This window comes from Coleofasciculus sp. A1-SPW-01 (assembly GCF_040217205.1).
GTDB lineage: Bacteria > Cyanobacteriota > Cyanobacteriia > Cyanobacteriales > Coleofasciculaceae > Coleofasciculus > Coleofasciculus chthonoplastes_A.
Genome location: NZ_JAVJNP010000010.1, coordinates 47,434 through 64,112, shown reverse-complemented (window position 1 = coordinate 64,112; position 16,679 = coordinate 47,434). Strand labels below are relative to the sequence as shown.

At 44.9% G+C, this 16,679-nt stretch carries 15 protein-coding genes and 1 pseudogene; 8 read left to right on the top strand and 8 right to left on the bottom strand.

The genetic code is table 11. The features are described 5' to 3' along the window. Positions 1-74: 74 nt before the first annotated feature. The 3 genes from RH949_RS01690 to RH949_RS01680 all read left to right on the top strand — a co-directional run bounded on the left by RH949_RS01690 (position 75) and on the right by RH949_RS01680 (position 3,480). Positions 75-479, top strand: a complete 405-nt coding sequence (locus RH949_RS01690) for a response regulator (protein ID WP_446351715.1) — start codon at positions 75-77, stop codon at positions 477-479. Positions 480-595: 116 nt separating this feature from the next. Continuing rightward, positions 596-2,032, top strand: a complete 1,437-nt coding sequence (locus RH949_RS01685; RefSeq protein WP_006106121.1) for an HlyD family secretion protein — start codon at positions 596-598, stop codon at positions 2,030-2,032. A gap of 230 nt (positions 2,033-2,262) precedes the next feature. After that, positions 2,263-3,480, top strand: coding sequence for an ABC transporter permease (locus RH949_RS01680; protein WP_446351714.1), 1,218 nt, complete (start codon positions 2,263-2,265; stop codon positions 3,478-3,480). 493 nt (positions 3,481-3,973) lie between these two features. On the opposite strand, the gene RH949_RS01675 is transcribed toward RH949_RS01680, so the two are convergent. After that, the gene (locus RH949_RS01675) at positions 3,974-4,333 is read right to left on the bottom strand and encodes a hypothetical protein (RefSeq protein ID WP_006106158.1); all 360 of its coding nucleotides are present in this window, start codon (positions 4,331-4,333) and stop codon (positions 3,974-3,976) included. A gap of 392 nt (positions 4,334-4,725) precedes the next feature. On the opposite strand from RH949_RS01675, the gene RH949_RS01670 reads away from it, so the two are divergent. Continuing rightward, positions 4,726-5,499 carry an ABC transporter ATP-binding protein gene (locus tag RH949_RS01670; RefSeq protein ID WP_006106113.1) on the top strand — a complete coding sequence of 258 codons (774 nt, stop codon included), beginning with the start codon at positions 4,726-4,728 and terminating at the stop codon, positions 5,497-5,499. A 76-nt stretch (positions 5,500-5,575) separates the two neighbouring features. On the opposite strand, the gene RH949_RS01665 is transcribed toward RH949_RS01670, so the two are convergent. The 5 genes and pseudogenes from RH949_RS01665 to RH949_RS01645 form a co-directional block, all read right to left on the bottom strand. Continuing rightward, complete coding sequence (locus RH949_RS01665) at positions 5,576-6,442, bottom strand: DUF4388 domain-containing protein (RefSeq protein WP_006106123.1); 867 nt, start codon at positions 6,440-6,442, stop codon at positions 5,576-5,578. A 388-nt stretch (positions 6,443-6,830) separates the two neighbouring features. After that, positions 6,831-7,364 (bottom strand): GTP-binding protein, encoded by a 534-nt coding sequence (locus RH949_RS01660; RefSeq protein WP_006106141.1) that lies wholly within the window; start codon positions 7,362-7,364, stop codon positions 6,831-6,833. Positions 7,365-7,375: 11 nt separating this feature from the next. Further along, positions 7,376-8,242 carry a DUF4388 domain-containing protein gene (locus RH949_RS01655; protein ID WP_006106096.1) on the bottom strand — a complete coding sequence of 289 codons (867 nt, stop codon included), beginning with the start codon at positions 8,240-8,242 and terminating at the stop codon, positions 7,376-7,378. 473 nt (positions 8,243-8,715) lie between these two features. Next, on the bottom strand, positions 8,716-9,138 hold the full coding sequence (locus RH949_RS01650) for a roadblock/LC7 domain-containing protein (RefSeq protein WP_044211052.1): 423 nt from the start codon (positions 9,136-9,138) through the stop codon (positions 8,716-8,718). Positions 9,139-9,321: 183 nt separating this feature from the next. Next, positions 9,322-9,654, bottom strand: a pseudogene (locus tag RH949_RS01645) (orange carotenoid protein N-terminal domain-containing protein); the annotation flags it as partial. A gap of 289 nt (positions 9,655-9,943) precedes the next feature. On the opposite strand from RH949_RS01645, the gene aspS reads away from it, so the two are divergent. From aspS to RH949_RS01625, 4 genes are all read left to right on the top strand, one after another. Next, the gene (gene aspS, locus RH949_RS01640) at positions 9,944-11,752 is read left to right on the top strand and encodes an aspartate--tRNA ligase (RefSeq protein ID WP_446351713.1); all 1,809 of its coding nucleotides are present in this window, start codon (positions 9,944-9,946) and stop codon (positions 11,750-11,752) included. Between the two features lie 178 nt (positions 11,753-11,930). Continuing rightward, positions 11,931-12,569 (top strand): Uma2 family endonuclease, encoded by a 639-nt coding sequence (locus tag RH949_RS01635; RefSeq protein WP_446351712.1) that lies wholly within the window; start codon positions 11,931-11,933, stop codon positions 12,567-12,569. A 594-nt stretch (positions 12,570-13,163) separates the two neighbouring features. After that, positions 13,164-13,415 (top strand): UPF0175 family protein, encoded by a 252-nt coding sequence (locus RH949_RS01630; RefSeq protein ID WP_446351711.1) that lies wholly within the window; start codon positions 13,164-13,166, stop codon positions 13,413-13,415. Next, complete coding sequence (locus RH949_RS01625; RefSeq protein ID WP_157453432.1) at positions 13,408-13,779, top strand: hypothetical protein; 372 nt, start codon at positions 13,408-13,410, stop codon at positions 13,777-13,779. The genes RH949_RS01630 and RH949_RS01625 overlap by 8 nt, the downstream gene beginning before the upstream one ends. Here RH949_RS01625 and RH949_RS01620 read toward each other — a convergent pair. Further along, complete coding sequence (locus tag RH949_RS01620) at positions 13,717-15,021, bottom strand: hypothetical protein (protein WP_446351710.1); 1,305 nt, start codon at positions 15,019-15,021, stop codon at positions 13,717-13,719. The genes RH949_RS01625 and RH949_RS01620 overlap by 63 nt on opposite strands. Before the next feature lie 146 nt (positions 15,022-15,167). After that, on the bottom strand, positions 15,168-16,658 hold the full coding sequence (locus tag RH949_RS01615) for a thioredoxin-like domain-containing protein (protein WP_006106155.1): 1,491 nt from the start codon (positions 16,656-16,658) through the stop codon (positions 15,168-15,170). Between the last annotated feature and the right edge of the window lie 21 nt (positions 16,659-16,679).

The following is a 16,679-nucleotide window of genomic DNA, read 5'->3' as shown; positions in this document are numbered from 1 at the left end:
ATTGCCCAGTCCCTGTCAGACTGATGATCAAAGCGCACTTTTGTTGAAAAGACAACTTTCTTGATGCAACGCCCATGAAAACCGTTCTGATTGTAGAAGACGAGCCCATTAATTTTCGCGTTTTTTCCAAAATTCTCACCCGGCGGAGTGGCTTGAATGTCAAGGGAACCGAAGATGTAGAGGAGGCCATGAAAATTGCCCAGGCGGGAGATGCAGATATTATCTTGATGGATGCTTGCCTGGCTCACAGTGTTTACCAGGGTAAGCCAGTCGATGGAATCAAGATGGCCCAGATGCTGAAAGCGGACGCTCAAGCCAGCAATCTGCCCATTATATTCGTAATGCCGGGTAATGCCATGGAAGGCGATTGCGAAGCCTTGCTTAAGGAAACTGGTGCAGATGGTTATATTAAAAAACCTATTGTTGATCCTCAACAGTTTGTCGATCAAATCTTGGCACTTTTGCCTAAAGATAATTAGTACAGATGCGTAAGTCAGCCGCTTGGTTGATGTCGTTACCATAGAGAAGAAGAACTTAGAAACTTGAGCGCAAAAACTCTGCTGTAGCAGACTGATGGGGAAACCTGACACAGACTATGGGTAAAGTCAATAATCCTCTCCCTTGGATAATGGGAATCATTACAGCCAGCCTTCTTGTCGCGGGTGGTGCGGGATATTTTGTGATTGCGGCAAAACCAGACACCGTTGATCTTGATGAACTAACTGTGCCAGTGGATGTGCAGGATTTAGCAGTACGGATCACGGCAAATGGTACGGTACAACCCATTCAAACCGTTAACCTGAGTCCGAAAACCTCAGGTCGTTTGGTTAAGTTGGAAGTCGAACAAGGGGATCGGGTTGACGCGGGAGATGTGGTGGCGGTAATGGAACAAGAGGATGTTAAAGCTCGGTTTTTAGCCGTCAGAGCTGACCTAAAACAGGCACAAGCCCGTCTCGCTGAAGCCAAAGCGGGTCCTCGTCCGGAAGAAATTAAACAAGCTGAACAGCGACTCTATCAAGCAAAAGCCCGTTTAGCTGAAGCCCTCGTCGGTAATCCCAGCGAAATTAACCAAGCGATTGCTCAAGTCCAAACTGCTAGTTCCCGCTTCGATTTAGCCAGAGTACGATTTCGACGGTATAAGTACTTGGTGGAGGAGGGAGTCGTGTCTCAAGATCAGTTCCAAGAGGTATTCGCTGAAGCTCGCACTGCTAAAGCTCAGCTTGATGAAGCTCAACAACGTTTAGAGCAAGTCCGCGAGACCAAAAATACTGAAACTAGCCCAGAAATTTTTCAACTCAATGCTGCGGTTAAAGAAGCTGAATTTGCCTTGCAGCAACTGGTCAAAGGAACTCGTAAAGAAGAAATTGCTCAATTTGAAGCCGCTGTAGAAGCGGCGAAAGCCCAAACCCAAGCTGCCTACATCCAACTACAAGATACGATTATTCGTGCGCCTTTTCCGGGGATTATTACTCAGAAATATGCCACGGTTGGGGCATTTGTCACGCCAACAACCTCGGCATCAAGTACAGCTTCAGCGACCTCTACATCAATCGTGGCATTAGCCACCAAACAACTGGAAGTTCTGGCTGAAGTTCCAGAGGTTGATATTGGACAAATTCAAGAAAAACAGCCCGTACAAGTTATCTCAGATGCGTTTCCGGATCAGGCTTTCCGAGGTCAGGTGAGACTAGTTGCCCCAGAAGCCGTTGTTCAGAATGATGTCACCTCCTTTCAAGTGCGAGTTGCCCTAGCACCTGAAGCACAAGAAAAGTTGCGGTCAGGGATGAATGTTGATCTGACATTTTTAGGAAAACCGATTAGCGATGCTCTGGTTGTTCCGACAGTGGCGGTTGTGACTCAAGAGGGCGAAACTGGAGTTATGGTTCCTGATTTTGAAGATCAGCCGAAGTTTAAACCAGTCACAATAGGAGCCACGATTGAGGATAAAACTCAGATTATTAGGGGATTGAGAGAAGGGGAAAAGGTTTTTATTGATTTGCCTGAAAACTATAATCCTGACGAAGAAGAGTAGGAGAAATGTGGAGCAATCTAGGCAGCTACATCTTTTATCATTAATCATTTCGGTTCCCCTTCTCCCTTGATGGGAGAAGGGGTTAGGGGATGAGGGTGAAACGCTTGCCAGTATTACAAGTATTTAGACAGGGGCGAGTCGATATAGGTTAATTCTTACACCGCCTACTATGTGCAGCGACTCGCCCCTACAACCACGATAATCCGATAATGACCAATAACAAATGACCAATGGATATTGTAGAAAGCATCAAAATGGCATCCACTACGCTGATGGCGAACAAGCTACGCAGTAGCTTAACTATGTTGGGCATTATTATTGGAAATGCCTCAGTGATCGCGATGGTGGGAATTGGACAAGGAGCGCAAAAGCTAGCCTCTGAACAGTTTGAAGCTTTAGGACCCAATGTCCTATTTGTGATTCCCGGCTCTCGTGAAGCGCAACAGACAACGGTTGATTTTCCCAAAACATTGGTTTGGGAAGACGCTAAGGCGATCGCGACTCAAGTCCCAGCCGTTGCGGAAGTTGCCCCGCAAATTAATCTGAGATATTTAATTACGTACCGCAATCGCAATAGTAATTCATTGGTGATAGGAACGACTACAGAATTTCCATCTGTTCGCAGCTTTAATATTGCCAAAGGACGGTTTTTTAACGATATTGACATCAAACGCAATAACCAAGTTGTCATTCTCGGTTCTGAAGTCGTCGAAAAATTATTTGGTTATCAAGATCCGATTGGTCAATCGGTGCGAATTAAAGATGTTAGCTTTGAAGTTATCGGGGTGATGGAACCCAAAGGTACTTTTTTAGGAAATAACCAGGATGATGCGGTGTTTATCCCTCTGAGTACGATGGCGAATCGATTGCGGGGACGCACTTCGCCTTACGGGGTTCAAATTAGCTGGATTGCTATTTCTGCTAGGAATCGAGATAGTATTAGTGCGGCACAGTTTCAAATTGAAAACTTACTGCGGCGACGCCACAAGATTGTGGGTGAAGATGATTTTGGCGTTCAGACTCAGGAGGATATCTTGCAAATTGTCAATGCGGTAACAGGTGCATTAACGATCATGCTTGCCGCGATCGCAGCCATTTCTTTAGTTGTTGGCGGTATCGGTGTGATGAACATTATGCTGGTATCAGTTAGGGAACGAACCCAGGAAATTGGACTGCGGAAAGCCGTGGGTGCTAGAGAACAGGATATTCTAATTCAGTTTATGATTGAGGCAATCATTCTCTCCGCCGCCGGGGGAATTATTGGAACCGCAATTGGGGTAAGTGGTGTTTTACTTGTCGGTGCTTTCTCGCCGTTGAAAGCTGGAATTTCTCCCATTGCTATTCTCGTGGCTGTTGGCGTTTCTGGTGGAATTGGCTTATTTTTTGGCGTCGTTCCCGCCAGACAAGCCGCGAAACTTGATCCAATTGTAGCGTTGAGAAGTGCTTAGAGTGCCATGGCACATCTGTCAATTGTAGGGGCGAGTTTAGCGACAATTTGTAGGGGCGGGTTTAAGCACAATTGTAGGAGAGGGTTTAAGCACAATTGTAGGGGCGGGTTTAAGCACAATTGTAGGAGAGGGTTTAAGCACAATTGTAGGAGAGGGTTTAGGCACAATTGTAGGAGAGGGTTTAGGCACAATTGTAGGAGAGGGTTTAGGCACAATTGTAGGAGAGGGTTTAGGCACAATTGTAGGGGCGGGTTTAGGCACAATTGTAGGGGCGGGTTTAGGGAATCAATTCAGCTAATCACCGATAAATGAACAACAAAACCCGCCCTACCCCACCGATAAATGAACAACAAAACCCGCCCTACCCCACCGATAAATGAACAACAAAACCCGCCCTACCTCACCGATAAATGAACAACAAAACCCGCCCTACCTCACCGATAAGTAAATAACAAAACCTGATCCACCTCACCGATAAATGAACAAAACCGTTCTACTGATTTACTAAAAATACAGGAGATTCGAGAACCTGGAAATACATTAGTGCTAAAACAACTAAAGTGTAAACCGTTGATGCCCCAAAACCAATGAGTAAATCTTTTTTAGGATTCCGCTGCTTTTGCTCAAAAAACATATCTGTCGCCCCTATTTGCATCATTAAAATCCCTATAATATTGGAGAGCCAGTAACCAACAGCGGTGAGCGGTAAAAACAGGTCAGGAAAAATCCAACTGAACAGATAGGCAAAAAGGTAGGCAATGGGCAAATTAAAAAATAAATCATTCCACCACGATAATGGGGAGAGCATATAGCCAATTCCCATTAAAAATCCACCTCTCAGTTTTTTCAGCATTGAATTTACCCAGTCTATCTATAGTTATTCCGTTATCATTGGGTAGGGCGGGTTTTGTTGTTTGGTTATCGATGAAGACATAATTGAGTTCCTAAACCCGCCCCTACAGATGAAATATCATGATTATAAACCAAAATACTATTTAGGCTGTTGTTGTTTCGTTATCATTGGGTAGGGCGAGTTTTGTTGTTTGGTTATCGGTGAAGACATAATTGAGTCCCTAAACCCGCCCCTACAGATGAAATATCATGATTATAAACCAAAAATACTATTTAGGTTTTTGTTCGTTATCAGTGGGTAGGGCGGGTTTGGTTGTTTAGTTATTGGTGAAGACATAATTGAGTTCCTAAACCCGCCCCTACAATTGTCTTCTTTATTAACCGTAGGACTTTATGCACGATTCTATCAATTTTCCATCATCGATTCATTCAACGGCAGTGGAACCACCCATCATTATTCGTCTAGAAAATATATCTAAGGTTTATGGTACGGGTAACACAGAAGTCAAAGCCCTCAGCCAAGTAAATCTAACCATAGATAAAGGTGAATACTGCTCGATTATGGGGGCGTCTGGTTCGGGTAAATCAACTGCCATGAACATTATCGGCTGTCTTGATCAACCCACGTCTGGACGCTATTACCTAGATGGTGTGGATGTTTCTCATCTGGATAATACTCAATTAGCTGGGATTCGCAATGTCAAGATTGGCTTTGTGTTTCAGCAGTTTCACCTGCTCCCTCAACTCACCGCCTTGGAAAATGTGATGTTGCCCATGGTGTATGCTGGAATTTCTCCCCAAGAACGCCGCGATCGCGCCATGAGTGCTTTAAAGCGAGTAGGATTGGAAAACCGCCAGTTCAATAAGCCCAATCAACTGTCTGGTGGACAACAGCAACGAGTAGCCATTGCTCGTGCGATCGTGAATCAACCCGTATTACTTTTGGCAGATGAACCAACCGGGGCGCTGGATTCTCATACAACGGCTGAAGTGATTGGGTTATTTAGCCAACTCAATGAGGAGGGAATTACGGTGGTGATGGTGACTCACGAACCGGATGTCGCTCGTTTGACGAAGCGTATTGTGTGGTTTCGGGATGGTGAAGTCATTCATTCTTATTTGACGCCAGAGGAAATGGTAAAAGTAGCAACAGCGTCGTCAGCCTAAATCCGGATGGCGGGTTTAGTCAAATCTACTTAAAACCGAAAGGATAGTTGTGAAACCCGCCCCTACAAACCCGCCATTAAGTTCCAATTGATATTGGTTTGGCTTTACTGTTCCGCAAAAAACTCATAAAGTTTTGTACGAAAGATTGACTGAGCGTTTTACTTTCCGATTCTTCCGTCAATTGCGCGGGTAAGGGTTCAACGGATTGAGTGGGTAGATTTCCCACGAATAACGGCACTTCTTCGGCTAAACCGACTGTAATCAGGGCAAAGGCAATTTGCTGAACTTTTTCTATCGGGAGTCGTAGTTCCCTGGCAATCATTTTCAGCGAAACTGTCCCTTTTGTGTACTCCCAAATTTGCCATTCGACCGGATCTAATCGGTAACGAAGTTGACCTGTCTTTGTACTGATTAAACCGCTATGAGGATCAGGTAATTTATCAGCTAAGGTATCCCAGTTTGGCAGCACCCTCAATCCCATTAACGTGGCTTCAGTGGCGGGTATGCTCAACCCCGTCATTTCTCGCCCCGGTAGAGGTACATTCTGCTCCAATTTAAATTGAGCATTTTTGAGTTGGAACAGGACACCAATTTGCTGTAAAACCTGAACTTGGAATAACTGCTTGAGATGTTCGGTTTGTAAAACACCGTGATTTTTGAGACACAACCCCAGAGGTTTTCCCGTCGGACAGCACCATTGGACTAGCTTGGCTACCACGCGATCGCTCACCCACTGGTATTGCTCAATCAGTGCGATTAAACCTTGACCATCCAAGCGATTAGCCGTCGCGACAATACGACCTTGGTGAACCCATACATAATAGGGAATTGATGGGCTGGTTAATGCGGTGCGTAATGTGAGTAACCCGGTTTTTTTCCCTTGTTCAATCAAATGAAACAGTTCGGGAAGGGACAAGTCCGATAAGTAACCTCTAATAGCCATAGTTTTAAAAGGACAGTTTTAAGAACATCAGCGCAGACTTCAATCAGGCAGGACGTGTTAAAGCTTTAAAGGAAGTTAGCTGAATTTTAGATTTTCTTAATAATATTATAGCTTAACAATTATTTATATTAGCCGATAGTCTTAATTTTTTCAGCATGATCCTGTCACGTCAGCCGCAGAAGCAAGGACACCGAAGCCTACATGAAGCACCAACATCTGGCTAGCTTACTTCTATATATGAACAAAATGCTCACACGATCCATAATGATTTACAAAAATGGAATTTGCCTTCTGTTGCTTCCGGCGTTGGGAATAATTAAATATAGTGATGTAAATCTAGTTTTCTATAGAATTTATTTATTAGAAAGAAGTAAAAATTCCCAAACTATTATGTTTTAACAACACAATTTAAATAATGTTCAATTAAGACAATTAGAGTATCAATAACTGAATCTTTTTCATTCGCATTTAAGGTAACGAAAGGCGGACGAGTTTTTTCATCCACAAACCCTAGAGCGATCGCGACATTTTCTTCAGACCAAGCGCCTTCACAATCCCTGTGGGTCAAGCCAATTAGCATGGGAATATCTACCCTCTGTTTCATAAACGCGAGCAGCTTGCGGGCTGAGCGAAAATCGCTAGGTCGGTGAGCATCTACCAAAATGATATAAGCATGGGCTTTGCGAATCAAGATATCCCACATAAAATCGAAGCGAGCTTGTCCTGGTGTACCATAGAGATGCAATGCCATTTCTGGGGCAAATTGTAAGCGTCCAAAGTCCATCGCTACGGTTGTTTTTTTCTTAATCTCAGTAGTTTGATCGGTTGAGAGTCGATCTGTATCAACTACAGCAATCTCACTAACTGAGCGAATGAAGGTGGACTTGCCAGCACCTACTGTACCCGTAACAACTAGACGCATAATTTCCACCGTTACTTGCTGCTCCTCAAGAAACCCAGCAAGTTTTGCATAAACGAAGGACTAACCTCAGAGCCATTATCCTCTTTACTGCCGTGATTGGTTCCAGCAGCTACAGGCTCTAACACATCTTCTGCCATTGCTTTAGAACGAGACGCCGCCGTCATCATTGGGACTTCTTGGACTAAACCCACGCTAATCAGTCGGAATGCCGTTTGTTGAATTATTTCTATGGGTTGTTTGAGCTGAGTTGCCATTGTATTCAGAGAAATCGAGCCATTTGAGCGCTGCCAAACTTGCCCTTCCACCGAATCCAAGCGCAGATGACGCTTGCCAATCACTACTCTCGACAGGGCGGAGGTTGGTTCTGGCAGTTTGTTTGCTAATAATACCCAGTCTCTTAACACTCGTAAACCCATTAACGTAGCTTCGGTGGCGCTGAGGCTTAAGCCAGTCATTTCCGTCGTGGGCAAAGTCGCTTTAGTATCAAATTTAAATCGAGCCTCTCTCAGCCGAAACAAACCACAGACTTGCCGTAGAACTTGAGCGTGGAACAACAGTCTGAGTTGTTCCGGCTGGAGAAACGATTGAGTCTTTAAATATAAACCAATCGGAATATTGGCTGGGCAACGGTTCACCTGCTCTCGCAACACTTCCGGGCTAATCCAGCCTCGTTGTACAATCATGGCGAGCAAGCACTGGTGATCCAAGCGATTGGTCACAGCGACAATACGCCCTTGATGTAATAGTACATGGCGTACTCGTTTCTCATGATTTTCTGTCAGGAATCGCAAGGTCAGCAATCCGGTTTTGCTACCTTGATCCAGAAATTGAAATAGTTCGGGGAGAGAAAACTCCGATAAACAGCTTGTAATTGCCATTACTTGTCCACTACTTGCTAAAAACTTGTCAAAAAATAGACCAACTCTAGACTTATTGTCTTAGGTTTACAATTTCAATTGAAGAATAATCAATTTTTTGTTACTTATCTTAGATAAATCATAAATATCTTTATGATCTATAGTAATCGTGTTATCCTAACCTTGGCAACATCAGTCAGAGCGCCAAAGCAACAGTCAGGACAAGTTTACACTGCCTGATTCAAGATTGGGTGTCAGTTCTCAGGATTTTTTCGACTCCAAGACGGGTCTCGCGAGCATCGCTTGAGTCTGCCTCACTGACTTGAGAGAGCTATAGGGATTCAATCTCTATCCCAATATGAGCTTAAACTAAACCCCACACTACGTTCTGGGCAAACTCATTCTTCACTTCAGTGGGTGAAAGAGAGTATCCCACCCCGTCACAGCCCTGATAGAGGTAGGAGATGAATTGCGATTCCTGTCGGGTTCATGAATTATTCGGCGATCTGTGATTGAGTGTCATACGCTCCGGATATTTTCCGGATTGGATCAAGCGCCGCTTTCAACTCTGGAATGACACGCTTAATTTCCAGCAACAGTACACCTTGTTTCGCCGCTTTGCTAGCTAAAACCAGTAACACAGCATATTCGCCGCAATTGGTTAAAATGCCGTAGCCGCGATCGCCTTCCACGTAGATGCGATCAAGAAAGCCTCGGGACAATTCTGAGCCAATCCGCTCTCCCAACGACAGCATCGCGGCTGACATGGCGGAAACTCGTTCTTCATCCATCTCATTGGGCAAGCTTGAAGCTAAGGGTAGCCCGTCTGGAGACACCAAAGCTGCTCCCTGAACCTCACTGGTGCCCGTCACAAAATTTTGCAAAATGTTCTCAATCTTCGCCGTGTTAATGGTCATTGTCATCATCCTCGATAAGTCCGGGTTTGAGCTGGTGAGACAGTCAAAGGGTATGAATACCACTAAATCCATCCATTATCCAAGTATCCAACTCTATCTCACAATCGAACTTATCACGGACTTTTCGATCAATCGGATAGGGGCTTGGTTACCAAGCCCCTACTTCCCCAATCCCTTGAGACTCTATAAACTAGGAGTTTTTCCGGTTTCTTCCTGGCTGGGAACGGGGTCAACGGGACTGTAACCCATATCACCAGCAACTTGGCGCAGTAGGGAGATTTGCCCCTCGAAATCTAGATTTTCGATTTGGGATAGAATCGAATTCACCTCTGACTGAGCTTTGTAGTCTAGGGGCATATCGACAACCGTATCACCCATTCCTTGCGCCCAAGCATACCAGACTAACAATTGGTTATTTTCACTCAATGCCCCATACGCCCGTGATACTTGTGTATCCTCACAATTGACGATTTCTCGCATCGCGGCTAGCTGCTGATCATCTGAAAGGTTGTAGAAATGGGTTTACACCAGTCGGTTGAGTAGAAGCCATATAGTTTTTTTCCTCTAATACAACAAAATATCTCTACTCTTATGTTTACCAAACTTTACAAACAGGGATCGCCCTCCGATCGGTAGAGTTTGCTTAGAATCTGTGGTTAGATCAACATCTTCCTCTATCCAGAGACGATGAAGTTGGTGGGAAGACAAAGACAATGACCACCGAATGCAGGATAATGGGCAAAGCGTTCACATTCTGTTACCTTAGACGTTCCTCCCTGTCAAAGCACTTATTTTTTCATCGGTTATGCGGACTCATTATTGCGGCGAATTGCGAAGTAACCATGTTGGTGAAACCGTTACCCTCTGTGGTTGGGTAGATCGGCGACGTGACCACGGGGGGGTGATATTTTTAGATTTGCGCGATCGCACGGGTATTGTGCAGATTGTTAGTGATCCTCAGCGCACGCCAGATTCTTATAGGAATGCAGAAGCCGTGCGGAATGAATATGTAGTCCAAATTACCGGACGTGTGAGTCGGCGTCCTGATGATTCGCTCAACCCGAATTTATCCACGGGTGAAGTGGAAGTGTATGCGGATCAGATTAACCCGTTGAATACGGTGCGGAAGCAGTTACCCTTTCAGGTGTCTACTGCTGACGCCGAAGCCGTGCGGGAAGACTTGCGGCTCAAATATCGGTATCTGGATATTCGCCGCGATCGCATGCGCCAAAATATAGAATTGCGCCATGAGGTGATTAAGGCGATTCGTCGGTATTTAGAAGATGAGCAACACTTCATTGAGGTGGAAACCCCAATGTTAACCCGTTCCACACCGGAAGGGGCGAGAGACTATTTGGTACCGTCTCGCGTGAATCCTGGACAATGGTATGCCTTACCACAATCCCCGCAATTATTCAAGCAATTGTTGATGGTCGCCGGATTAGACCGTTACTATCAGATTGCCCGTTGCTTTCGGGATGAAGATTTAAGGGCAGATCGTCAGCCGGAGTTTACCCAGTTGGACATGGAAATGAGTTTTATGTCCCAGGATGAGATTCTCCAGCTTAATGAAGGCTTGGTTTGTCATATCTTTAAAACCGTAAAAGGGATAGACATTCCCCGCCCCTTTCCCCGTTTTACCTACGCTGAAGTCATGGAACGCTACGGTACGGATAAACCCGATACCCGCTTTGGCTTGGAACTGGTGGATGTATCGGAATTACTCAAAGATTCAGGATTTAAAGTCTTTTCCGGTGCAGTGGCGGCTGGGGGTAAGGTAAAAGTGTTACCAATTCCTGGCGGTAACGACAAAATTTCCAACGTGCGAATTAAACCGGGTAAGAGTGGTGACTTATTTAACGAAGCCGCTGCAGCAGGTGCTAAAGGTTTAGCTTATATTCGGGTGCGAGACAACTGGGAAATCGATACGATTGGGGCGATTAAAGATAATCTCAGTGAAGAACAGAAACAGAAACTGCTAGAGATTACAGGGGCAAAACCCGGTCATTTACTCCTATTTGGTGCGGGGGATACGGATGTGGTGAATAAAACATTAGATCGTCTGCGCCAAGTATTGGGTCAAGAGTTAGGACTAATTAACCCGACGAAAATTAATTTACTCTGGGTGACAGATTATCCGATGTTTGAATGGAATGCGGATGAAAAGCGCTTAGAGGCAATTCATCACCCCTTTACCGCGCCACACCCTGATGATATCGATGATCTGAAAACGGCAAGGGCGCAAGCGTATGATTTAGTGTATAACGGCTATGAAGTCGGCGGTGGCAGTTTGCGGATGTACCAGCCGGATATTCAGAGACGAGTATTTGAGGCGATTGGATTGTCGCCAGAAGAGGCTCAAAATAAATTTGGTTTCTTACTGGAAGCCTTTGATTATGGCGCACCCCCTCATGGCGGAATTGCTTATGGCTTAGATCGGTTAGTTATGTTGTTAGCCGGGGAAGAATCGATTCGGGATGTGATTGCGTTTCCCAAGACGCAGCAAGCCAGTTGTTTGTTAACGGAAGCACCCGCCCAGGTGGGAGAAAAGCAGTTGAAGGAATTGCACGTTGCTTCTACCTATAAGCCGAAGAAAGCATCTGGGGTCAAGTAGATCGTTCGTTTTGGCAATAGTGTAGAGACGCGCCATGGCGCGTCTCTACTAGGGTATTTTGGGAGAGGGGGAGATGGGAAGAGAGGGAGATTATAACGCTTATAATTAAGATTAAATAGCTGAAGCACAATGGCGCGATTGCAGCCAAATGCAACTTGAAGCAATAGGACAAAAAAGAATGCTCAATAGTCTCCAAGAACTGATTAACGAGCCAGAAATTGCTCAAATTGATGACCCAGAGGAGATATTCACGACGAGTGAGGTAAGCTGGAATCAATACGAAGCCCTACTAGCCAAACTGGAAAACAATCCTCATTACCACATCACCTATTCGGATGGAGTATTAGAAATTGTGTCACCGTCTTTTAAACATGAAAAACTTAAAAAACGTCTGGCTACACTGATAGAGTTTTATTTGATAAAAAAGCGAATCAAACACACGCCGAGGGGAAGTCCCCGAGTCAAGAAGCAACTTAAAAAAGTGGGCGCTGAACCGGATGAATGTTACTGCATTGGAGAGGAGAAAGATATACCAGATTTAGCGGTGGAAGTCATTATTACCAGTGGCAGTATTGACAAGCTGGATATCTACCGACGTTTGGGCGTGACTGAGGTATGGCTATGGAAAACGAATCGACTAAAACTTTATCATTTACGAGAAGCAACGCTATCTATATTTGAGGATAACTATGGATATGAACAAATTGTAACCAGCGAATTATTACCAGAATTAGATATAGCGTTACTAGAACAATGTGTTTTTATTTATGACCAAATTGAAGCGATCGATGCTTTTGAACAAGGACTCAAACCTTAGTTGTATGGTTTTTATTTATTGTGGGATTTGATCAAGTTTATACAATAGATAAAATACACGATAAGCACAGAAGAGGAAACGGCAATGCCGTGTCCCTACGATAACAAGCGAGATAATGGATTGGGTAGGGGCACGATACTATCGTGCCCTCCAAGCTGTGGTGTAAATCATCCAAGTTTTATTTATGATAAAAGAGACTAATGGCTTTCCTTAATCGCGTAATTTGCCCCAGTACGATTTGGTAGGGTGCGTTCCTTAATTCAACCCCTGATCTCAAACCAAATATCTGGATGAGAACGCACCATCTCCATGAACAAACTGTTGAAAAATTGGATATCAGGGTTATTGTAAGCTGTTCGGCATTTAAACCATAATGTCAAGAATTGCGAAATCCTTGTAGTGCGTTAAGCGAAGCCATGCCGAAGGCTTTGCATCTTGCTCGCTACCCATTCCCAATTTAAATGCGTGACAGCTTAGTGTAATTCCCATCCTACAGCGCAGTCCCGAAACTTACCGCAGGCGATCGCTAATCCTGTCGGGTGCATCACTACTCTACAATAAGGGGAGAATGAAAAATACCAAGAGTCCAATAAAATGGTTAAAATTATTCTAAATTTATCTGAGGAAATATTGTCAGCACGGCGTAAGTCTCCCCAGGAGTTTGGGAAAGAGATGCGTTTGGCAGCGGCGATATTTTGGTATCAGCAGGGGGAAGTGTCTCAGGAGAAGGCGGCGCAGATTTCTGGATTAAATCGTCGGGATTTTCTGGAAGTTTTGGCTCGGCATAAAATTGATGTTTTTCGGGTAGATTTCGATGATTTGGAGCAGGAGTTAGAGCGTGCCTAGCTTGACGGTAATTAATACTTCACCACTGATTTTTTTGAGTAAGGGTGGGTATCTTGAGTTATTGCGGGTGCTGAGTGCTGAGATTGTTGTACCGATGGCGGTGCGAGATGAAATCTATGCTTATGGGGAGGATGAATCGCCGGATAAGCTAAATTGGGCGCAAGCCTTGCGCCCCTACACGCCCCTACAATTTATGCACGCAAGCCTAATCCATCCAATTAGATGTGCCACGCTACTACATCTTTCTGGCGGGGATGCATCAAAACGAATGACAAAGGACGGAGGACAAAGGACAAATGACTTACAATTCCTCTTTGATGGGAGAAATAGGCAAATACTTCTCAATTATTTCACCTACGCCTAACCCCAAGCAACCAAACCCCATGCCCAACATGATAATACTTAACTCCGCACTGTTAAAAAAAGCGGCGTCAGGTTTTAACAGGGTCAATATTAGCATTGCCACTGCCGATACACCACTGATAATTAATGCCAGTCGCACACTACTCGCGGCAAACGTATAGCCTCCGGTTTCATCGACGAGATAAGCCGCAAAGGGAACCCAAACGGTTGCTACATACACGGCATAAAACAAGATAATGAGACTAATAATTGAACCACCCTTCAACGCGACGGCTAATCCCAAACCCGTATTGATAATGACAACCAATAGCCGATTCAGTTGAGAATCGGAAATTAATTCAAAGTCTAAAACCACCTTCGTCTGCACCCGCAAAATACTACTCCCGACGCCTAAAGCGGGTACGATTAATGATAAAATCAACAACTGTCCCCCCAAGTGATTAGCGCCTCCACCCAGCCATAGTAAAATCCAAGGAATGATTGCTTTGCCATCAATATCGGTGGGTAAAATCCCAGCCGTTTGGCTAGCAATTACTACAGCAGACGGTAATAACGCCAGAAACAGAAATAAGATAGCCGCCAAGACACAGCCGAGATAGAGGCTACGCATATTCTTAGCTTGCACGACAAATTGGTGATATTTCATATCAATCAACACCAGCAATACTGTCGATAAGGAGATGCCGATTAAAGCCGGAGGACTCATCTGGTGAAGTGCGGGGATGAAATCCATCGGGGCGTGCAAATAGAGGGGAACCGCGTGCAGTTTCGCGATCGCGTACAATAATGCCAGGATATTGAATCCCAATAATCCTCGGAATAGCCAACTGGCTTTCTCAATGGGGAGTATCGAAGAAAGCAGAAAAACCAGTGCTAAGCCTAGCATACTGGGCTGTACGGGTAAATCTAAGACTTTGAGGATAAATGCGCCCGCAATAATTTGCACCGCAAAAATCCCAATTAGCGATAACCAGGACATGATTCCCACCAGCACTTTGACAGTATATCCGTAGCGGTTCCCCAGTAATGTCCAGATTGGTTCAACTGATCGCCAATAGAATCGAGCAAATACCAGGAGTATCAGGGTGCCAAGGGCAATAGAAATCGGATAGAGGCTACCTGCCCAACCCAAGGTTAAGGCTTTTTCGGCGGTTCCGAGAACAAATCCCAAACCATAATGTGCCGACACCAGCAAAGCCGCCAAGGAAAAGAAGCCTAGTTGTCTGGTTTCAGTGTGATTCACAGATGACAAGAAAATAAGTCATATCTTAAGTTTGCAATTTAATCCCTCTCTACGTAAATTGCAATCTTTTAGCAGCACAGAAGAGGACACGGCAATGCCGTACCCCTACTGTCGTGTAAAAAGGTAATAGGTAACAGGCAAAAGACCTAATACCCGCTCAAATTTAAAGTGGTCACTTCTAACGTACCCAAATCAACGCAACGGATGACATGATTATTCGTATCAGCGATGTAGAGACGAGCCGCGATCGCACTGACTCCAGAAGGTTCGGCAAACTCCGCCTCATGACTCTGACCGTCACGGTGTCCCGCTTTTCCGTTACCTAATAACGTCTGACAACTCCCTGTAGTCGGATCGACGCGCTTAATTTTGTGATTATAAGTATCCGCTACCCAGAGGTAATTTTGCGTATATTCCACTCCTAAACAGTGCTGGAGTCGTACCTCTGACTTGTGACCATCGCGATCGCCAAACTCAAACAGTTCACCACTGCCACAAATTGTCCGCACAGGTAAATTATTAATTAGACCCACTCCCCGAATCGAACTGACTTCACTATCAGCCACGTAGAGTTCTCGACCATCGCTGGTAATCCCACTGGGTTGAGCAAAGGCGGCTTCATTAAGTGACCCATCTAAGCAAGCTTCTGCACCTGTCCCCGCATAAGTGCCAATCTCACCCGTTTCAAGCTGCATTTCCCAGATTTGATGAGAACCCGCCATCGCAATCAACAGGCGATTATCAATTATTTCAATATCCCACGGCGAATTTAACGCTGTCTGTAACCCTAAACCGCTATGGGGTTGAATCTGGCGACTTTGCTCTCCAGTACCCGCGATGGTTTCAACTTGCTTAGTTTCTAGATGAATGCAGCGCAAGCAATGATTGTCCGTATCTGCTACATAAAGACGCTGGTTGTCGGGATCTAGGGTGATACCTTGAGGCGCAAAAAATTGGGCTTCAGCAAACGTACCATCGGTCAATCCCGGTTCACCTGTACCAATAATATTTAATACTTCACCTGTCAACGTACTCACCAGAATGCGATGATGACCAGAGTCAGCAATAAATAGGCGATCGCTAAATTCATCAGCCAGGACTTTACCGGGAAATGCCAAAGGATTGGTCAGGGGATGTTGCTGTTTTTCCAAGGTGAAATGAAGTGGCTCCATTGTCATTGTGCCTTTGTGCTGGTGTTTCTGAATCAGTTCCCCTATGAGTTGATCGAGAACCTCTCGATTCCCTTCTCCCGCCACGTCTCTAATCACATATCCTTCTGGGTCAATCACAATTAACGTGGGCCACGCCCGAACCGCATACTGCTGCCAGAGATTACCATTAAAGTCTACAACAACGGGATGCTCGACATCGTAGCGAAGAATTGCCTGACGAATATTTTCTGCATCTTTTTCGTTATCAAATTTAGCTGAGTGAATACCAATCACAATCAGACTATCTTTATATTTTTGTTCTAAATAGTTTAAGTCTGGCAGAACATGGAGACAGTTAATACAGCAGTACGTCCAAAAGTCGAGAATCACCACTCGCCCTTTCAAATTCGTCAGGGAAAGCGGGTGATTGGTATTTAACCAGATGCTGTCTTGGGGAAGTTCTGGCGCTCGAACCCGTGGTGTCATGCGATTCTCAGTGATTGTTCA

Bases quoted from the DNA above. Each gene is read 5' to 3' on its own strand.
- RH949_RS01690 (WP_446351715.1), top strand. From the start codon at position 75: ATGAAAACCGTTCTGATTGTAGAAGACGAGCCCATTAATTTTCGCGTT.
- RH949_RS01685 (WP_006106121.1), top strand. From the start codon at position 596: ATGGGTAAAGTCAATAATCCTCTCCCTTGGATAATGGGAATCATTACA.
- RH949_RS01680 (WP_446351714.1), top strand. From the start codon at position 2,263: ATGGATATTGTAGAAAGCATCAAAATGGCATCCACTACGCTGATGGCG.
- RH949_RS01675 (WP_006106158.1), bottom strand. From the start codon at position 4,333: ATGCTGAAAAAACTGAGAGGTGGATTTTTAATGGGAATTGGCTATATG.
- RH949_RS01670 (WP_006106113.1), top strand. From the start codon at position 4,726: ATGCACGATTCTATCAATTTTCCATCATCGATTCATTCAACGGCAGTG.
- RH949_RS01665 (WP_006106123.1), bottom strand. From the start codon at position 6,442: ATGGCTATTAGAGGTTACTTATCGGACTTGTCCCTTCCCGAACTGTTT.
- RH949_RS01660 (WP_006106141.1), bottom strand. From the start codon at position 7,364: ATGCGTCTAGTTGTTACGGGTACAGTAGGTGCTGGCAAGTCCACCTTC.
- RH949_RS01655 (WP_006106096.1), bottom strand. From the start codon at position 8,242: ATGGCAATTACAAGCTGTTTATCGGAGTTTTCTCTCCCCGAACTATTT.
- RH949_RS01650 (WP_044211052.1), bottom strand. From the start codon at position 9,138: ATGACCATTAACACGGCGAAGATTGAGAACATTTTGCAAAATTTTGTG.
- aspS (WP_446351713.1), top strand. From the start codon at position 9,944: ATGCGGACTCATTATTGCGGCGAATTGCGAAGTAACCATGTTGGTGAA.
- RH949_RS01635 (WP_446351712.1), top strand. From the start codon at position 11,931: ATGCTCAATAGTCTCCAAGAACTGATTAACGAGCCAGAAATTGCTCAA.
- RH949_RS01630 (WP_446351711.1), top strand. From the start codon at position 13,164: ATGGTTAAAATTATTCTAAATTTATCTGAGGAAATATTGTCAGCACGG.
- RH949_RS01615 (WP_006106155.1), bottom strand. From the start codon at position 16,658: ATGACACCACGGGTTCGAGCGCCAGAACTTCCCCAAGACAGCATCTGG.